Here is a 16,681-nt window from a genome sequence, read left to right on the forward strand (position 1 = left end):
TCCGATCCCTCGAGTATGAGCGATCACGAGAGCCACGGCAGTCACGGCGAAGAAGCCCCCGACCACGGCGAGGAAGCGCACGGTCACGGTGACGACCACGGCGACGACGACGGCCGCGTCACCTCGCCGATGCAGGACTTCGGAATGAGCCAGGTCACGACGGGCCTCCTCGTCCTCGTCGTCGGCCTGGCTATCGCCTTCGGCGTCCCACTTCTCCTCTAACCGCCGTTCTCACTCCAACTCCGACGCGAGCACGTCACGCAGCGACGCGATCGACTCGGCATCGACGGATAGGTTCCCCCCGCCGACCGACAGCCTGAGCGCCCCGTCATTGGTGGCCTCACCCAGCATCGTAACCGGTGCGATGCCGTCGAACGCCGCTTCGACTGCCGCCGGATCGCTGGTCTCGACGACCGCGCGGCCGGGGGTCTCCTCGAACAGCGTGACTACGTCGTCGACGGCGACCTCCGCGCCCGTCGTCTCCGTTACCATCTCGGCCAGCGTGACGGCCAGTCCGCCGTTGCTCACGTCGTGGACCGCGAGCGTCGCGTCGTCGTTTGCGACGGCCGCGAGCGTCGCGACGACGTCGCTCGCGTTCCCCGGGAGAGTCGGGAACGCGTCTGAGCCGCCCTCCTGAGCGAGCAGTTCGGAACCGCCGAGCGCATCGCTACCGGAACCCACGAGGACCAGCGTCCCGCGTCCGTCGAGCGCTGCCGGCGGGGCGTCGTAGCCGGCCTTCGCCCCGAGCACTGCGAGCGTCGGTGTCGGCGGAATCGGCCCGGCGACAGAGTCGTTGTAGAGCGAGACGTTCCCCCCGACGACCGGGATCGACAGGTCGCGGCACATATCAGCGAGGCCGTCGACGATCGCACTGAAGCGCCCGTAAACCTCCGGCTTCTCTGGATTGCCGCCGTTGAGGCAATCGACTGCGGCCAGCGGCGTCGCGCCCTTCGCTGCCAGGTTGGTCGCGTTCTCCAGTGCAACCGCCCGCGCGCCGTCGTAGGGCGCACAGTCGGTCCAGGCTGGCACCGCGCCTGACGAGAGCGCGACGCCGGTTCCGGCCTCGCGAACGGCGAGCAGCGCGGCGTCGTCGCCGGGTTTGCGCGCGGTCCGCGCTCCGACCTCGTGGTCGTACTGGCGATAGACCCAGCGCTTCGACGCTGTGTTGGGCGCGCCGACCACCGCCTCGAACGCCGATTGAAGATCGACGTCGGGTCGGTCGCGACTCGGCTGGCTCGGTTCGACTGTCGCGAGGTCGTTCATCGGCGCGCCGTCGGCGAGGAACTCCGCCGGCACGTCGACGACGGGTTCGCCCTCGAACGTACAGACGTAGTTGCCCGCGGTCACCTCGCCGATTACCGAACAGCCGAGATCGTACTTTGCGGCGATCGCTTCCACCGCCTCGATGTCCTCGGGACGGACCTCATAACACATCCGCTCCTGAGATTCGGCGAGGACGATCTCCAGCGCGTTCATATCCGGCTCGCGCTGGTGGACCCGTTCGAGTTCGATCTCTGCGCCGAGTCCGCCCTTGGCGACGAGTTCGGCGGACGCGCCACCGAGACCGGCCGCCCCGAGGTCACGCGCCGCCTGAACGAGGCCGCCGTCGACGAGTTCCTCGCTGGCCTCGATGAGTAACTTCTCCGAGTACGGATCGCCGACCTGGACCGCAGGGCGATCCTCGGTTTCGGCGTCCTCAGCGAGGTCCTCGCTCGCGAAGGACGCGCCGCCGAGACCGTCGCGGCCGGTGGCGTTGCCCAGGAGGACCAGTTTGTTGCCGGCCTCCTGTGCCTCGGCGGTGACGAGACGGTCTTCGTTCACGAGGCCGACGCAGGCCACGTTGACGAGCGGGTTCCCCTCGTAGTCGTCGTGGAACTCGACGCTCCCGCCGACCGTCGGCACGCCGATTGCGTTACCGTAATCGGAGATGCCCTCGACGACGCCGTCGAGCAGATAGCGGGTGTGTTCGTCGTCGAAGTCGCCGAAGTAGAGGCTGTCCGCGAGCGCGATCGGGTACGCGCCCATCGAAAGCGTATCACGGACGATCCCCCCGACCCCCGTCGCCGCGCCGTCGTAGGGGTCCACGTAGGACGGGTGGTTGTGGCTCTCGATCCCCATCGTCACGTACGTCTCCGTGTCGCTGTCGCCGTCGTTGTCGGGGAGGCGGACGACAGCGGCGTCGTCGCCGGGACCGACGACGACTTGCTCACCCTCTGAAGAGAACGCAGAAAGGAGGGGCCGCGACGAGCGATACGCGCAGTGTTCGCTCCAGAGGTTCTCGAAGAGTGCGGCCTCCGTCGGGCTGGGGTCGCGCCCGAGTTCGGCCGTCACGAGTTCGCGATCGGAGTCCGGCAGGCTCATTCACTTCCCTGTTCAAGAAGGTTCGATTAATGCTTTTCTGTGTGCACGGACGTGTATCGCCGTCGCGACCTGCCGACACTACCGCTTCGGCTACGCTCGCCTCCCGTGGCCGTGGACCGGGTTGCTTTTTTAATCCCGGTCTCTACCCCCATCCGTGTTATCGGTCGAGTTGCACACGCACTCGTCGCTGTCGTACGACGGCCGCGACCCGGTCGACCTGCTCTTAGCGCAGGCGCGGGCGATCGGTCTCGATGCGCTCGCCATCACCGATCACGACGAGATCGACGCGAGCCTCGAAGCGGCCGAGAAGGCCGCCGAGTACGACCTCGTCGGCATCCCGGCGATGGAAGTCACGTCGGCGGCCGGACACGTCCTCGCGTTCGGGATCGAAGAACTCGTCCCGGCCGGCCTCTCGTACGACGAAACGCTCGACCGCATCCACGACCAGGGTGGGATCGCCGTCGTTCCGCACCCATTTCAGTCCTCGCGCCACGGCGTCGCGGCGCACATTAGCCGCGATCAACTCGCGGCCGCCGACGCCGTCGAGGTGTACAACTCACGGCTGTTCACCGGGTGGGCCAACCGGAAAGCCAAGCGCTTTGCGACCGCTCGACGGTTGCCGATGACTGCCGGTAGCGACGCCCACATCGGAGAGATGGTCGGCCAGGCGGTCACCGAAGTCGGGACCGACGACCGCTCCGTCGACGGGATCCTCGACGCCATCGTCGACGGCGAGACAAGCGTCGTCGGCCGGCGCACCCCCTGGCGGATCTCATTCCGCCAGTTCGGCGGCGGGGTCAAGCGCCGAATCAAGCGCACCGTCTCGGACCTCGTGTAGATGTCGGGGTCGTCCGATTCCGGACCGGGAGTCACAGCGCATCTCGACGGCGCATCGTCAACACTCGTCCGAGACGCGCTCGACACCGGGGAGCCCCTCCCCGGAACCGCCGGATTCGCGGGCGAAATCGACGATTCCCTCGTCCGCGACGTACTCGGCCGTCGACCCCTCTTCGTCGACGCGTCGGATCCCGCACAGTGGTCGTTCGTGCCGACCAGCCTCGAGAATCCCGTGTCGGTCCGGGCCGGAACCGCAACACGAGTCGGGACCGCTTCGGGGAGTGCGGACCCACAGTGGACGCTTCCCGACCCGACGCCCGCCACCGACCGCGATGCGGCACTCGCTGCCGTCCGCGACGCGGTGCGCGAGCGGACGCGGGCCGTCGGAGCGGATGGCGACCACGGGGTCGTCGGGACACGAACTGACGACGAGGACGCCGGGAAAAAACGCCACGGCGACGTCGCAGTCGCGTTCTCGGGCGGCGTTGATTCCGGCGTCGTCGCGGCCGGCGTCCCCGACGCGCCCTGCTATGTGGCCGGGTTCGAGGGCTGCCACGACATCGCCGCCGCCCGCGACGCGGCCACGACGATGGACCGTGACCTGCGTGTCGTCGAACTCTCCCACGCGGACCTCCGCGAGGCGGTCCCGCGACTCGCCGACGCGCTCGGCCGCACGAATCCGATGGACCTCTCGATCGCCGTGCCGCTACTTCTCGTCGCAGAGCGCGTTGCTGCCGACGGCTACGACCGCCTCGCACTCGGCCAGGGGGCCGACGAACTGTTCGGGGGGTACGCGAAGGTGCAGAAGGCCCCCGACGACCCCCGCGTCGAGGCCGACTCCGTCAGGGGGGCCCGGCGAGAACTCCTCGGGACGATCCCCGAGCAGGCCGAGCGCGACGTCCTCGCGATTCGGCTGGGCGGCGTCGAACCTGTCACGCCGCTGCTGCACGACGATGTCGTCGCGGCGGCGCTTCCGCTCCCGGAATCGCTACTCGTCGATAGCGAGGCGCGGAAGGTCGCACTCCGGGAGGCGGCGCGCGGATTCGTCCCCGACACGGTCCGGACGGCCGACAAGAAGGCGGTCCAGTACGGCACCTACGTCTCCCGCGAACTGGACCGACTGGCTCGGCAGGCCGGCTTCAAGCGCCGGATGGACAACCACGTCGAGCGGTACGTCAAGTCGCTGGTCGCAGACGTCTGACGCGAAGCGGGATCCGGCCGTGCGGGGTCGCGTTATGCTGTGCGTCCGCTTACTCAGCGTCGGCCGCGGCTTCGATCGCCTCCAGCGCGAACTGGACGGTGTCAGCATCGAGGTCGGATTCTCTGAGCGCCGTCTCGTCGTCCCACGACCAGACCTCGGGACCGGCCTCGTCGTCGCCTGCGGGGTCAATCTCCCGCGACTCGACGCGGGCGTAGTAGATATGATCGATGTGCTGGTGGCCGACGTGTCCGCCGTCGTGGACGTTGATGTCGTAGAGCATCTGGTGGCGGGGCTGTGGGAGGTGCTCGCCGGCCGGCGCGTCGACCTGTTCGCTGTGGTCGAGTAGTTCCGCGTCGAGACCGGTCTCCTCGCGGACCTCTCGGAGGCCGGCCTCGTGGGGGAGTTCGTCGCGGTCGACGTGGCCGCCAGGCGGGATCCGGATTCCGAGTCTGTCGTGGCGGTGCAGCGCGACCGCGCCGCTCTCGACGATGTAGACCGTTGCCGTGAAATGCCGTGTCGTCTCCATATCTCACCCTGCAGCGGAGCCGTGGTGTCTCTTACTATCCGCGCTGGGCGTTCAGCGACCGCCCGCGCCGCCGCGCTGCCGAACGATCGATTCCATCTTCTCCCGCGAGAGTTGTGAGCGGATGGCCTCGGGGATCCCATCGGGCAGCGCCGCCCGGAGTTCCGCGTCGCTCAGTCCGCTGATGGGATCGCCTGCGGTCGAGTCTGAGCGGGCGTCTCCTGTCCCGTCGTTTCCGCGACGACCGCTATCGTCCCCGGCGTCGCTGATAGGGTCGGCGTTTGTGAAGGGACCGAGTCCGCCGTCGTCGTCGCCATCGTTCACCTGCAATCCGCCGTCGGTCGCGGACCGAGCCTGGCCGCCGCCGTCCTCGGCGCGTGACGTGTCGGCCTGTAACTCAGAGAGCGCGGCATCCACCTCGTCGGCGGTCTCGGACTGCGAACGGATGTTGTCAGCGATGACGTCGACCTCGGCGGCGACTTCGGTGGCGTGCTCGGCCGCCTCGTCGACGACGCGGGCGATGTCGGAACTGGCCTCGGCCTGTTCGTCGGCCGCGCGGGCGACCTCGTCGATGCCGTCGGACGTCTCTTCGACCGCGTCGACGATGCCCTCTAGCGTCTCGACCGATTCGTCCACGCTCCCGAGCGCGCTGTCGATGCTCTCGCCGACCTCGTCGAGGCCGGTCGCCGTCCGATCGATCCGCGCGGTGACGGTGTCGATCATCGCCTCGACGCGTTCGGCCTGTTCTTTCGACTCGTTGGCCAGCGACTTCACCTCGTCAGCGACGACAGCGAAGCCGGACCCTGCTTCGCCGGCGCGGGCGGCCTCGATCGAGGCGTTGAGCGCGAGTAGATTCGTCTGGTCTGCGATGTCGTTGATCACTTCGACGATCTCGTCGATCTCGTCGACGGCGTCGACCAGTTCGTCGACTTCGCCCATTATCTCCGTCCGCTCGTTGTCGAGTTCCTGCATCTCGCTCTCGGCCACTGCGGCCGCGTCCAACCCGTCGGTCGCGAGCGCCTCGGCCTCCCCGCTCCGCGAGGAGACCTGATCGGCCGTCGAGGCGATCTCCTCGATTGTCGCCGAGAGCGTCGACACTTTGCCCGCGATGTCTTCGGTGTGGTCGGACTGCTCCTCGGCGAGCGAGTCGATCCGATCGGCGCTCTTGGCCGCGCCGTTCGCCTCGGTCCGCAGCGTTGCGACTGAATCACCGACCTCCGCGCGGAGTTCGCGCGAGCGCTCGATCTCCTCCCGTAGATCGGCGGAGTACGAGTGGAGGTACGTGTCGTTGACGACCTGCATATCGAGGTTCAGAATCCGCGTCACCGCCATCGAGTCGCGGAAACCGTCCGCGATGGCGTCCTCGACTGCTGCCGCGTCGGTGGCGTCGAGTTCCGCTGTCGCCGCGTCGATCGTTCGCTCCTGTAGCGTCTCGAAGAACGTGTTGAGAAGGTTTGCGAACATCCCGCCGAAGTAGTGAAGTGGCATCTCCAGACGGTCGTGCAGGCGGCCGATCCGCGTTCGGTGGGTGAAGTACTCGGTGTCGTACTGGCCGCCGGTGACCATCCGCATATACCCCTCGACGATCCCCTCGATATCCGACCTGGTTCGCGGCGATCGATCTACGACGTCTCTCGTCCGGTCGTGCTCGTAGACGGGGTCGATGAACGCCTCGACCAAGGCGTCCATATTCGCCTCGACGACGTCGTCGAGGTCTGCGACGCGGCGTTCGTCCTCGGCGGAGAAGTCGATGAACTCCTTTCGCCACGCGATCTCCTCAGCAGTCAATCCGATCTCGGAGGCGAGTCGCTCGGCGGAAGTGCCCGTGCCGATCGACGGCCCGTCGACGAGTGAATCCATACGGTGATTCTCCGAGGCCCGTGTAATAACACTTCTACCCCGAGGATCAGCCGTGATAACCACGCCGAGACGCTGCGGCGACGTCCCCGGTTCGACCCGCACCGAAACCCTTACTCCCAGTCCACGGTTCCTCACGGATATGAGTGAGACGCCCGTCGACGCCGAGGAGGTCGAACACGTCGCCGAACTGGCACGCGTCGATCTCGCAGACGACGAAGTCGACGCGTTCACGGCGCAGTTCGCGGAGATCCTCGAGTACTTCGAGGCGCTGGACGAAGTGCCCGAAGTCGAGAGCGAAGCGGACCTGGTGAACGTGATGCGTCCCGACGAGGTCGCCGACGGCCTCGATCAACCGGAGGCGCTGCAGAACGCCGAGGAGACCGAGGACGGCTTCTTCAAGGGACCGCGGGTGTCGTAGATGAGCCTGAACGCGTTCATCACCGACGCGGAGATCGACCCCGACGCCGACGGCCCGCTTTCGGGGAAGACCGTCGCGGTCAAGGACAACATCAGCACCGAGGGCGTCCGGACGACCTGCGGGTCGGCGATGCTGGAGTCGTACGTCCCACCGTACGACGCGACCGTCGTCGAGCGACTGAAGAACGCCGGCGCGACCATCGTCGGCAAGGCGAATATGGACGAGTTCGGAATGGGCGGCACCACCGAAACGTCCGCCTACGGGGCCGCGAAGAACCCGGTCGACGAGGACCACGTTCCGGGCGGCTCTTCAGGCGGGTCGGCGGCCGCCGTCGCCGCCGGCGAGGCGGACCTCGCACTCGGTTCGGACACCGGCGGTTCGGTCCGCAACCCCGCCGCATTCTGCGGCGTCGTCGGTATCAAGCCGACCTACGGACTCGTCTCCCGGTACGGTCTCGTCGCCTACGCCAACTCCCTCGAACAAATCGGTCCGATCGCAAACACCGTCGCGGACGCTGCGGCTCTCCTTGATGTGATTTCGGGGCCAGATCCGCACGACGCGACGACGCGCTTCGACGCGAGCGGTGCCGGCCCCGACGATTCGTCGGAGGGGTCCGACCCCGAGCATCCCGCAACGGACTCCGACTACGCGGCCGCCGCAGACGGCGACGTCGACGGGACCACGATCGGCGTCATCACTGACCTCCTGGAGGGTGCAGACGACCGCGTCGTCGAAACGTTCGAGGCGTCCCTCGAGGACCTTCGTGCGCAGGGAGCCGAGACGGTCGAGGTGTCGCTCGACTCGCTGGAGCACGCCGTCCAAGCGTACTACGTGATCGCGATGTCGGAGGCCTCCTCCAACCTCGCGCGCTTCGACGGCGTCCGGTACGGACAGTCAGGCGGATACGAGGGCAACTGGAACGACGCCTTCGCCCGCGCTCGCGAGGAGGGCTTCGGCGAGGAGGTCAAGCGCCGGATCCTGCTCGGAACGTACGCGCTGTCGGCCGGCTACCACGACAAGTACTACAAGAAGGCGCAGGACGCCCGTGCGTGGGTGAAACGGGACTTCGACGAAGCCTTCGGGCAGGCTGACGTGCTGGCGACGCCGACGATGCCCGTTCTCCCGCCGGCACTGGGCGAGAGTCTCGAAGATCCGCTGCAACTGTATCTGATGGACGCCAACACCGTCCCGGTGAACCTCGCGAACCTCCCCGCCATCTCGGTACCCGCCGGCGCGGCCGACGGACTCCCGGTCGGACTCCAGCTGATCGGTCCGAAGTTCGGCGAGGAGGCGATCATCCGCGCGGCGTCGGCCGCCGAGGACTGACCACGTCCGATACCGCTCGCCTCGGCGTAGCGGTACGTTTTCAACGCTGCCCGCTGGAACACTGGATGACTCCGAATGTACATCATAGTCGTCGGTGCCGGGAACATCGGCACGCCGCTCATCGAGATCGCGGCCGAAGGCGGAAACGAGGTCGTCGTCATCGAGAACGACGAGGCGAAGGCCGAGGCCGCAGCGTCCGAGTTCGACTGTCTCGTCCTGCACGACGACGCGACAGAGCGGGAGACGCTCGTCGACGCCGGGGCCGACCGGGCCGACGCGCTCATCTCTACGACGGATCAGGATGCGACGAACGTGATGGTGTGTCTGCTCTCGAAAGAACTCGAAATTCCCAATATCGTCTCTGTCGTCCACAACCCGCAGCATATGAGTCTCTACCGCCAGATCGGCGTGAACACGATGGAGAACCCACAGCGGCTGATCGCGGAATATCTCTACCGTGCGGTCAAGCGGCCGTCCATCGTCGATTATATGCGCATCGGCGACGACGCGGAAGTCTTCGAGATCCGTGTCGACGATGACGCGCCAATCGCCGGGATGTCGATCCAGGAGGCCGCCGACGCTGGGCACCTCTTGAGCGATATGCTCGTCGTCGCCGTCGAGCGTGACGGAACCGGTTCTCCGATCACCCCACGCGGGTCGACAGTGATCCAGGACGGCGACATCCTGACCGTCTACTCGGGCGAGGGCGCGACACCGGACGTCACGGACATCTTCGGCCATTTCGAGGACCGCTGATGTCGCGGCCGCGACCTCGATCTGTCTCCGGGTGGCCGACAGATCTCGCAACGATCGCTCACGACGTCGGATCGCTCCTCACGATGGAGTCCACCCTGATGACTGGCTCGATTGTGGTCGCGGCCATCTTCGGCGAGTGGTACGTCGCGCTCGCGTTTGCCCTTGCGGGCGGAACCACGGCCGCGATCGGACTGGGTGCACGCCGCGCGTTCGCCGACTCGCCCGATCCCCGGATGAAACACGGGATGATCATCGCTGCGAGCGGTTGGCTGATGACCGCCGCCTTCGGGTCGCTCCCGTTCTTCCTCGCGGCGACGCTTGTGCCCCCGGACCTCGCTGCGTCGTACGTCCCGGCGGGGGCGTCCTACGGTCAGTCGAGTCTCGCGTACTTCGCGAACCCGTTGCACGCGTTCTTCGAGAGTATGAGCGGGTGGACGGGTAGCGGGCTCACGATGGCCGTCCACGAACCGTCGCTCCCGCGGACGCTCCAGTGGTGGCGGTCGCTCATCCAGTGGGTCGGCGGCGTCGGCGTGATCGTCCTCACGGTCTCGATTCTCGCCCGCCCCGGGAGCGGCAGTTACGCGCTCTACCGCTCGGAGACGCGCGAGGAGAAGATCCACCCGAGCATCGTCTCGACGGTCCGGACCGTCTGGAAACTCTTCCTCGGATACACCGCCGTCTCGGTTGTCCTGCTCTTCGCCGCGATCCGTCTCTCCCCGTTCGGCTCGCAACTCCCCCTGTGGGAGGCCGGGTGGCAGGCACTCAATCACGCGATGACCGGCCTGTCGACCGGCGGGTTCTCCGTGACAGACAATTCCATTGCGACGTACGATTCACCGCTCATCGAGACGGTGCTCCTCCCGGTGATGGCGCTTGGCGCGATTGCGTTCCCGGTTCACTACACGATCCTGGCAGAACAGGATCTTGAGCAGTTAGTCGGGGATCTCCAGACCCGGTGGCTCTTCTTGCTGCTCGGCCTCGGCGTGCTGGCGTTGTCCATCCAGAACCTCGTCTCGATTCCGAGCGTCGAGGGCGCGTTCGTCCCGGCGGGCACGGTCGGCGTCGGCGGAGCGCTCGATCCGATCGTCGCCGACGCCGTCCGCGACTCGACCTTCCAGTGGATCAGCGCGCTCACCTGCACCGGGTTTCAGTCCGCCCCCATCGGCCGGTGGACCGCGGGCGCGAAGGTCCTGGTCTCCAGTGCGATGGTCCTCGGCGGGGCCGCCGGTTCGACGGTGGGTGGGATCAAGATCATCCGCGGCTACGTCATCGGTCGTGGGATCCAGTGGCAGTTCCGTCGCGTGTTCCTCCCGGCCAGTGCGGTCGTCGGGACCCGACTCAACGGCCGCCGACTCGATCGTGAGGGAATGGAACGGGAGTTCTCGGAGGCGGCCATCGTCACCCTGCTGTGGCTCGTGGTGCTTATCGCTTCCAGTCTCGTGCTCGCCAATCTCACCGGCCCGGGATTCACTTACGCCGACGTGCTCTTCGAGGTGGCTTCCGCGCAGGGGAACGTCGGCCTTTCAGCGGGCATCACCGGGCCCTCGATGCATCCGATCGCCGAGGCGATGTTCCTCCTGAATATGTGGGTCGGTCGGTTGGAGATCATCCCGATCCTCGTCTTCGCCCGGTCGCTGCTCTACGGGCTGGATCCGTAGGGAACGGGTGTCGATGCAGACGATCTCCCGACACTGCCCCCGACCCCCCGATCGATCACCGCGTCCAGTACTCAGGCGTCAGGAGCACCAACACCGGGATGACCTCCAACCGCCCGATCCACATCAGGCCCACCATAAAGTACTTTGAGGCGTCTGAGAACGCGACGTAACTCCCCATCGGCCCCACGATGCCGAATCCCGGACCGACGTTGCCGAGTGTCGCCGCCGTCGCCGAGAGCACTTCCAGAACGGACAGCGCCAGGCCGATCCGGAGCGAATCGAGGAACAACAGCCCCGCTCCGACGAAGAATATCACGAGATACAGGAGCGTGAAGGCGTAGATTCCCCGAACGGCGTTCTCGTCGATCGTCCGGCCGCCGAGGCGAACCGGGCGGATCGCCTCGGGGTGGGCGGTGGTGAACAGTTCACGGCGGATCGATTTGAGGATGACGTACCAGCGGACGATCTTCACCGCGCCACCGGTCGATCCCGCAGAGCCGCCGATGAACATCGCAAAGAGGAGCAGGTACTGTGCGGGTTGCCCCCACGCGTTGAAGTCCATATTCGCGTATCCCGTCGTGGTCACGATCGAAACGGCCTGAAACGTGGCGTACCGAAGCGACGGCTCCAGTTGGCCGACGATCTGCGCCCGGAACGTCTCCAGGTACGCGGCATCGAACGTCTCGCCGGCCGGTGCGACACTCACCAGTCCCCCGGCGAAGAGGATCCCGGCGATGATCGCGGTGAGCGTGCCCATCGCTCCGATGTAGAACCTGAACTCCGAATCGCCGAACAACCGACGCGGGTCGCCGGTCAGGACGTGCCAGAACAGCGCGAAGTTGGTTCCGGCGGCGATCATAAACGGAATGATGATCCACTGAGCCGTCGCGCTGAACGCCTCGATACTCCGCGCCTCCGGCGAGAACCCGCCGGTCGGCATCGTCGTCAGTCCGTGAGCGACGGCGTTGTACAGCGTCATCGTCTCGTCGATCCCCGTCACGGAGAGCCCGAAGAGCAGTATGATTTCGAGGACAGTGAGCCCGAGATATGCCACCCACAGCGCGCGTGCGGTCTCGGCGATCCGGGGCGTGAGTTTCTCGATTCCCGGGCCGGGCGCTTCGGCGTCTATCAACTGCGCACCGCCGACCGACAGTTCCGGGAGAATCGCGACCGCCAGCACCACGATCCCCATCCCGCCGAGCCACTGGGTGAGCTGTCGCCACAACATAATCGACCGCGTGTGCGCATCGAACGAGATCTCACCCAGCACGGTCGCGCCGGTCGTCGTGAAGCCGCTCATCGCCTCGAAGAGGGCGTTCGCAGGGTTCCCGAGCGTCGATTCTGGATTGATGGGCTGTATTACCATCGGGATCCCGTGTGCCTCGATCAGATACGGCACTGCGGCGACAATCGCGACTGCGAGCCACGTCGCCGCCACCATCAGAAAGCCCTCGCGGGCCCCGATATCGGGGTCGGGATCGAGCCGTTCGAGGCCCACCCCTGCGGCGACGGTCAGCCCGATTGTTGCGACGAACGGAGCGACTGGATCCCCGTAGTAGAGCGCGACGACGAGCGGGAGACACAGCGGCACCGCGAGATACTTCAGCACGGACCCGACGAGGCTGAGACTAGCGCGGGCGTCGACGCGAACTTTCATCAGAGATACGAACAGAGGGATACTCTCACGGGGTGAAGGTGTTTCGATCCGGACTACCGTCCGTCCGACTACAGGCGCGTGGCGATCTCGTCGCCCACGTCGATGTCGGCGAAGACGACGACGTGGTCGCCGATTTCGACGACGGTGTCGCCGCGGGGCGTAATGAACGTCTCGTCGCGGGTGATCGCACCGATGACGACGCCGTCGGGCAGGTCGGCGACCGACTCGTGAATCGGGCGGTTGGCCAGAATGCTCTCGACGTCGATCTCGATTTCGAGGACTTCGGCCTTGTCAGACTCGATCAACGCGACGTTCTCGGCGTCGCCCTCGCGGGTGAATCGCGAGATCTCCTCGGCGACGACGCTCCGTGGACTCACTCCGACATCGACCCCAACGGTCTCGAAGAGTTCGACGTAGTCGTTGGTGTCGATTATCGCGATCGTCCGCTCGACGCCCATCCGCCGACCGAGCAGGGAGACGAGGAGGTTCTTCTCGTCGGAGTCGAGCGCGGAAACGACGACGTCGGCGTCGCCGACATGTTCGCGCTCCAGGAACTCGATGTCGGTTGCGTCGGACTCCATTACTACCGTCTGTGGGAGTCGCTCTGCGAGGTCCCTCGCGCGGTCGCCGTCCCGTTCGACTAGACGCGGTTTGAATCCTCGAGACTCCAGCAACCGCGCGGTGTGGTAGCCGATCTCCGAGCCACCGACGATGACGACTTCCTCGGCAGTCCCCTGAGACTCGTGGGGGGCGACCGATCCGGCGAACTGCCGGACGCTCCCCGGCGAGCCGATGACGACGACCCGGTCACCCGCTTCGATCCGCGTCTCGCCGTGAGCGATCTCGATACTGCCGTTTCGCAGAATAGCGACGAACGTCAGGGCGTCGAACCGGTCGGCTTCCGCCACCGTCTGATCCGCGACGGGACTGTCCTCGTCGACCTCGAACTCGGCCATCTGCACCTTCCCGTCGGCGAAGGGATCGACGTCGCGGGCGGCGGGCAGGCCGATCATCCGGACGATCGACTCCGCGGCGAGTAGGTTCGTACAGACCATAAAGTCGACGCCGAAAGCGCGTTCGGAGCGCTCCCACGTCCTCAGGTACTCGGTGTTTTTGACTCTGGCGATGGTGAACGCGTCGGAGACGACCTTCGCCGTCGAGCAGACGACGATGTTCGTCTCGTCGTCGTCGGTCGAGGCGATCACCATATCAGCCTCCTCGACGCCGGCCTCTTCGAGGGTGGAGACGGAGGTTCCATCGCCGGTTACACCCAGAACGTCCAGCGAGTAGTTCAGGTCCTCCGTCCGTTCCTCGTCGCAATCGACGACGATTACCTCGTGGACATCAGCGAGGTCGGCAGCGATGCTCGAACCGACCTGACCGGCACCGACGATGACTACGCGCACTGACGACCACCCGAGATCATTCGTCAAGACGTGCCCCGTCTGGCCGTATCCATCTTTCGGCATAGAGTCGGCCGGACGGATCACCCGACGGCGGATTCAGGATCGTCGCTCGACGGTGAGATCGATCGATCGCTGGCTTCCTTCGAGGTCCTCGACGACGCGTTCGACGATGCGCTCGGCCTCGTTCGCGATCGCCGGCTTGAGTCGGTCGATCACCCAACCGAAGGAGACGAAGCGCGGCAGGTCGAGTCCTCCCTCGTTGGCGGACCCCGGATCGTAGGCGACCTCGAACGAGACAAGGGAGGCGGCGTCGACCTCCTCCGGCGCGTCCGCCGGCACTTCGTCGAGTTCTTCGATGACCCAGCGGCCGCTGGCGTCGAGGTTCCGGACGATCCGCCAGTCGATCCGTTCCGGTTCGCGGACCTCTGTCACCTCGGATTCGACGGTGTATGTGAGTTTCCACCAGGCGAACCGCAGCGCGTACCGGGTCCCCGCGCTGCCGTCCCCGCTGCGCCGCGTGACGTTCCGGAGGTGTTCGGAGTACCTCGCGTACCGCGGGAAGTCGATGAGAAAGTCATAGGTCTCCTCCGGAGGGAGATAGACGACGGTGGTGACGACGAGTTCGTCCACGCCGGAGGCTGGGGGCCGGGGCGTCGAAAGCGTTGCGGGCGGTCACCTCCTGTGACACCGATCGCTCGTCGCTCATCGGAACGCACTTGTAATCGAACATTCACTTCTAAGGCGATGGTCGGGTCGACTCTCCTCGACATCCGCCGTCACATCGATGCTCTAGCAGCTCCCCGTGGCCCCTACGCCGTTGTCTGCGGACGGACGGGCGCCGAGCCCTCGCCCGTCACGGGACTCCGGTTCGACGACCGCGATACGGCCGCCGAGGCAGCCGAGGCGGCGGCCGAGTACCGCGCGACGCTCCGGCAGTACGACCCGCAAGTCCCTTTCTACGAACCACTGGTCCACGACGTGGCGAGTGCGTCGCGCGGAGACGTGGTTGAGGACCTCGCCGACGAGCGAGTGCGCTACCTCTCTTTCTGTCACGACGTCGCAGGCGCGGCGTTCGAGGCCCTCTCGGCGGCCGGCCTCCGCGAGGTCGAATCGGCCGCGATGGAGACGTATCTGACACTCGCCGAGGTCGTCACCGATCCCGACGACTTCTGTCTCACGATGCTGTGGAGCGTGACGAACGAACTGGCCTGTCGCACGAATCGCAGTGGCCAGGCTGCCGTCATCGCATCCGTGGCTTCGGCGCTTCGGTGCCCCGACGCTGACCCAAAAGACCGCCCGGCGGCTGGAATCGAGGCGGCGCTGGAGCATCTCGAGCGGGTCGGCTTCCTCGACGCGCACGCCATCGAACCCGCAGTCGACGAGTCGGGGTGGCAAGTCAGACTCGACGGGCACGCGCTCGCCGAGCGGACCGGACGGTTGCCGACGCTCCCGATTTCAGTCGCCCTCGCGCAGCAGCTCCCGGCAACGTCGCTTCAGCTGACCGCTGCGACGGCGCTCGGTGATAACACCTGGCGACTTCGTGTCAACCCGGACTGCGTGCCCGGAGGGCTAGCCTCTCTCGACGCTTGTGACCACCGACGACTCTCCGATCGTTACACCGATCTCTAAGGCTGGTCTCCCGGCGCGTCTGCACACTGCCGACCGTGACACTCATTCGACCCGACGGCCTCTCAGCACGTATGTCAGCCACAGACACCGATGCGGGGACCGACACCTCGACCGACGGCGACGACGCAGATGTCTTGATCGTCGGCGGCGGGGTCGCCGGACTGACCGCAGCGACGTACACTGCCCGAGCAGGCTTCCAGACGCTCGTCGTCGATGCGCCCGAGAGCATCCTCGCGCGCAACGCGCACCTCGAAAATATGCCGGGCTTCCCCGGCGGCGTCGATTCGCGTCGGTTTCTCGACCTCCTGCGTGAACAGGCCGGCGAGAACGGTGTCCGACGACGGACCGGTCGCGTCACCGACGTGAAAAAAAGCGGCGACGCCTTCGAGGTCACCGTCGCGGCCGCGGACGACGCCGACGCTAATGAGTGGACCACAGAGGCTGATGCGGTCATCGCAGCGTCGTGGTCCGACGTCTCCTACCTCGACGGCCTCGACGTCAAAATCCGTGATGCAGGGTCGAAACAGTTCGTCGACGTCGACGAACTTGGCCGGACGGCCGTCGAGGGCCTCTACGCCGCCGGTCGACTCACCGAGAAGTACCACCAGGCGGCTGTCGCCGCCGGTCACGGCGCGGAGGTCGGTCTGACTGTCGTCCACGACTCCGAAACGCCGTACTACCACGACTGGGTGACACCAGTGGGCTACTTCACCGACCGCGGTCGCGACGTCCCCCCCGGCTGTGAGGAGATCGACGCCGACGAGCGAGGGCGCCGGCGTGCGGCGGCGCGAGAGCGGTTACAGCGGGCGTTCGACGGACCACATCCCGAGCCGCAACGGACGCATCCGAGTCTCGTTGCGGACGACCTCGGCCGATTAGACGAGTAGGGTGTCATCGAAGATTTCTCACGCCAAACAGGACTTGCTCAGTTCAGGTGGTTGATATTCCAGTATGCCAGTCGATCTACCCGAATCTTGGTAGAAACCGCGTGCAAGATACAGAGGCTGCATTCACCAGAGCAAGTTCGTTTCTTTCAGCCACAAACCGTT

15 protein-coding genes are annotated in these 16,681 nt (G+C 66.3%); 9 read left to right on the forward strand and 6 right to left on the reverse strand.

Going from position 1 to position 16,681, the window contains the following annotated elements; translation table 11 throughout:
* The first annotated feature begins 15 nt into the window (after window positions 1–15).
* The gene (locus tag ABEI27_RS00425) at window positions 16–222 is read left to right on the forward strand and encodes a hypothetical protein (protein WP_375797441.1); all 207 of its coding nucleotides are present in this window, start codon (window positions 16–18) and stop codon (window positions 220–222) included.
* A 9-nt stretch (window positions 223–231) separates the two neighbouring features.
* Here the strand turns inward: ABEI27_RS00425 and purL are convergent, their stop codons facing one another.
* Window positions 232–2,361: a phosphoribosylformylglycinamidine synthase subunit PurL gene (purL, locus tag ABEI27_RS00430; protein ID WP_375797442.1), complete on the reverse strand. Its 2,130-nt coding sequence runs from the start codon at window positions 2,359–2,361 to the stop codon at window positions 232–234.
* A gap of 154 nt (window positions 2,362–2,515) precedes the next feature.
* On the opposite strand from purL, the gene ABEI27_RS00435 reads away from it, so the two are divergent.
* Window positions 2,516–3,199, forward strand: coding sequence for a CehA/McbA family metallohydrolase (locus ABEI27_RS00435; RefSeq protein ID WP_375797443.1), 684 nt, complete (start codon window positions 2,516–2,518; stop codon window positions 3,197–3,199).
* Complete coding sequence (locus ABEI27_RS00440) at window positions 3,200–4,399, forward strand: asparagine synthase C-terminal domain-containing protein (RefSeq protein WP_375797444.1); 1,200 nt, start codon at window positions 3,200–3,202, stop codon at window positions 4,397–4,399. It begins immediately after the preceding gene.
* 49 nt (window positions 4,400–4,448) lie between these two features.
* Here the strand turns inward: ABEI27_RS00440 and ABEI27_RS00445 are convergent, their stop codons facing one another.
* The gene (locus tag ABEI27_RS00445) at window positions 4,449–4,925 is read right to left on the reverse strand and encodes an NUDIX domain-containing protein (protein ID WP_375797445.1); all 477 of its coding nucleotides are present in this window, start codon (window positions 4,923–4,925) and stop codon (window positions 4,449–4,451) included.
* A gap of 51 nt (window positions 4,926–4,976) precedes the next feature.
* On the reverse strand, window positions 4,977–6,782 hold the full coding sequence (locus ABEI27_RS00450; RefSeq protein WP_375797446.1) for a globin-coupled sensor protein: 1,806 nt from the start codon (window positions 6,780–6,782) through the stop codon (window positions 4,977–4,979).
* A gap of 139 nt (window positions 6,783–6,921) precedes the next feature.
* Here ABEI27_RS00450 and gatC point away from each other — a divergent pair, with 139 nt between their 5' ends.
* From gatC to ABEI27_RS00470, 4 genes are all read left to right on the forward strand, one after another.
* Complete coding sequence (gene gatC / locus ABEI27_RS00455; protein WP_375797447.1) at window positions 6,922–7,200, forward strand: Asp-tRNA(Asn)/Glu-tRNA(Gln) amidotransferase subunit GatC; 279 nt, start codon at window positions 6,922–6,924, stop codon at window positions 7,198–7,200.
* Window positions 7,201–8,526, forward strand: a complete 1,326-nt coding sequence (gatA, locus tag ABEI27_RS00460; protein ID WP_375797448.1) for an Asp-tRNA(Asn)/Glu-tRNA(Gln) amidotransferase subunit GatA — start codon at window positions 7,201–7,203, stop codon at window positions 8,524–8,526.
* Between the two features lie 75 nt (window positions 8,527–8,601).
* Window positions 8,602–9,282: a potassium channel family protein gene (locus tag ABEI27_RS00465; protein WP_375797449.1), complete on the forward strand. Its 681-nt coding sequence runs from the start codon at window positions 8,602–8,604 to the stop codon at window positions 9,280–9,282.
* Entirely contained in the window at window positions 9,282–10,940 is a 1,659-nt protein-coding gene (locus tag ABEI27_RS00470) for a TrkH family potassium uptake protein (RefSeq protein ID WP_375797450.1), read from the forward strand. The genes ABEI27_RS00465 and ABEI27_RS00470 overlap by 1 nt, the downstream gene beginning before the upstream one ends.
* A gap of 55 nt (window positions 10,941–10,995) precedes the next feature.
* On the opposite strand, the gene ABEI27_RS00475 is transcribed toward ABEI27_RS00470, so the two are convergent.
* From ABEI27_RS00475 to ABEI27_RS00485, 3 genes are all read right to left on the reverse strand, one after another.
* Complete coding sequence (locus tag ABEI27_RS00475) at window positions 10,996–12,597, reverse strand: TrkH family potassium uptake protein (protein ID WP_375797451.1); 1,602 nt, start codon at window positions 12,595–12,597, stop codon at window positions 10,996–10,998.
* Between the two features lie 68 nt (window positions 12,598–12,665).
* Complete coding sequence (gene trkA / locus ABEI27_RS00480) at window positions 12,666–14,003, reverse strand: Trk system potassium transporter TrkA (RefSeq protein ID WP_375797452.1); 1,338 nt, start codon at window positions 14,001–14,003, stop codon at window positions 12,666–12,668.
* A 96-nt stretch (window positions 14,004–14,099) separates the two neighbouring features.
* The gene (locus ABEI27_RS00485) at window positions 14,100–14,633 is read right to left on the reverse strand and encodes an SRPBCC family protein (protein WP_375797453.1); all 534 of its coding nucleotides are present in this window, start codon (window positions 14,631–14,633) and stop codon (window positions 14,100–14,102) included.
* Between the two features lie 114 nt (window positions 14,634–14,747).
* On the opposite strand from ABEI27_RS00485, the gene ABEI27_RS00490 reads away from it, so the two are divergent.
* Both ABEI27_RS00490 and ABEI27_RS00495 read left to right on the forward strand, forming a co-directional pair.
* On the forward strand, window positions 14,748–15,632 hold the full coding sequence (locus ABEI27_RS00490) for a hypothetical protein (protein WP_375797454.1): 885 nt from the start codon (window positions 14,748–14,750) through the stop codon (window positions 15,630–15,632).
* A gap of 71 nt (window positions 15,633–15,703) precedes the next feature.
* A complete protein-coding gene (locus tag ABEI27_RS00495) occupies window positions 15,704–16,519 on the forward strand; it encodes an NAD(P)/FAD-dependent oxidoreductase (RefSeq protein ID WP_375797455.1) in 816 nt (271 codons plus the stop codon).
* Window positions 16,520–16,681 lie beyond the last annotated feature (162 nt).

Origin of the sequence: Halobellus sp., from assembly GCF_042218505.1 — an archaeon.
In the GTDB taxonomy this organism is placed as follows: Archaea; Halobacteriota; Halobacteria; order Halobacteriales; family Haloferacaceae; genus Haloquadratum.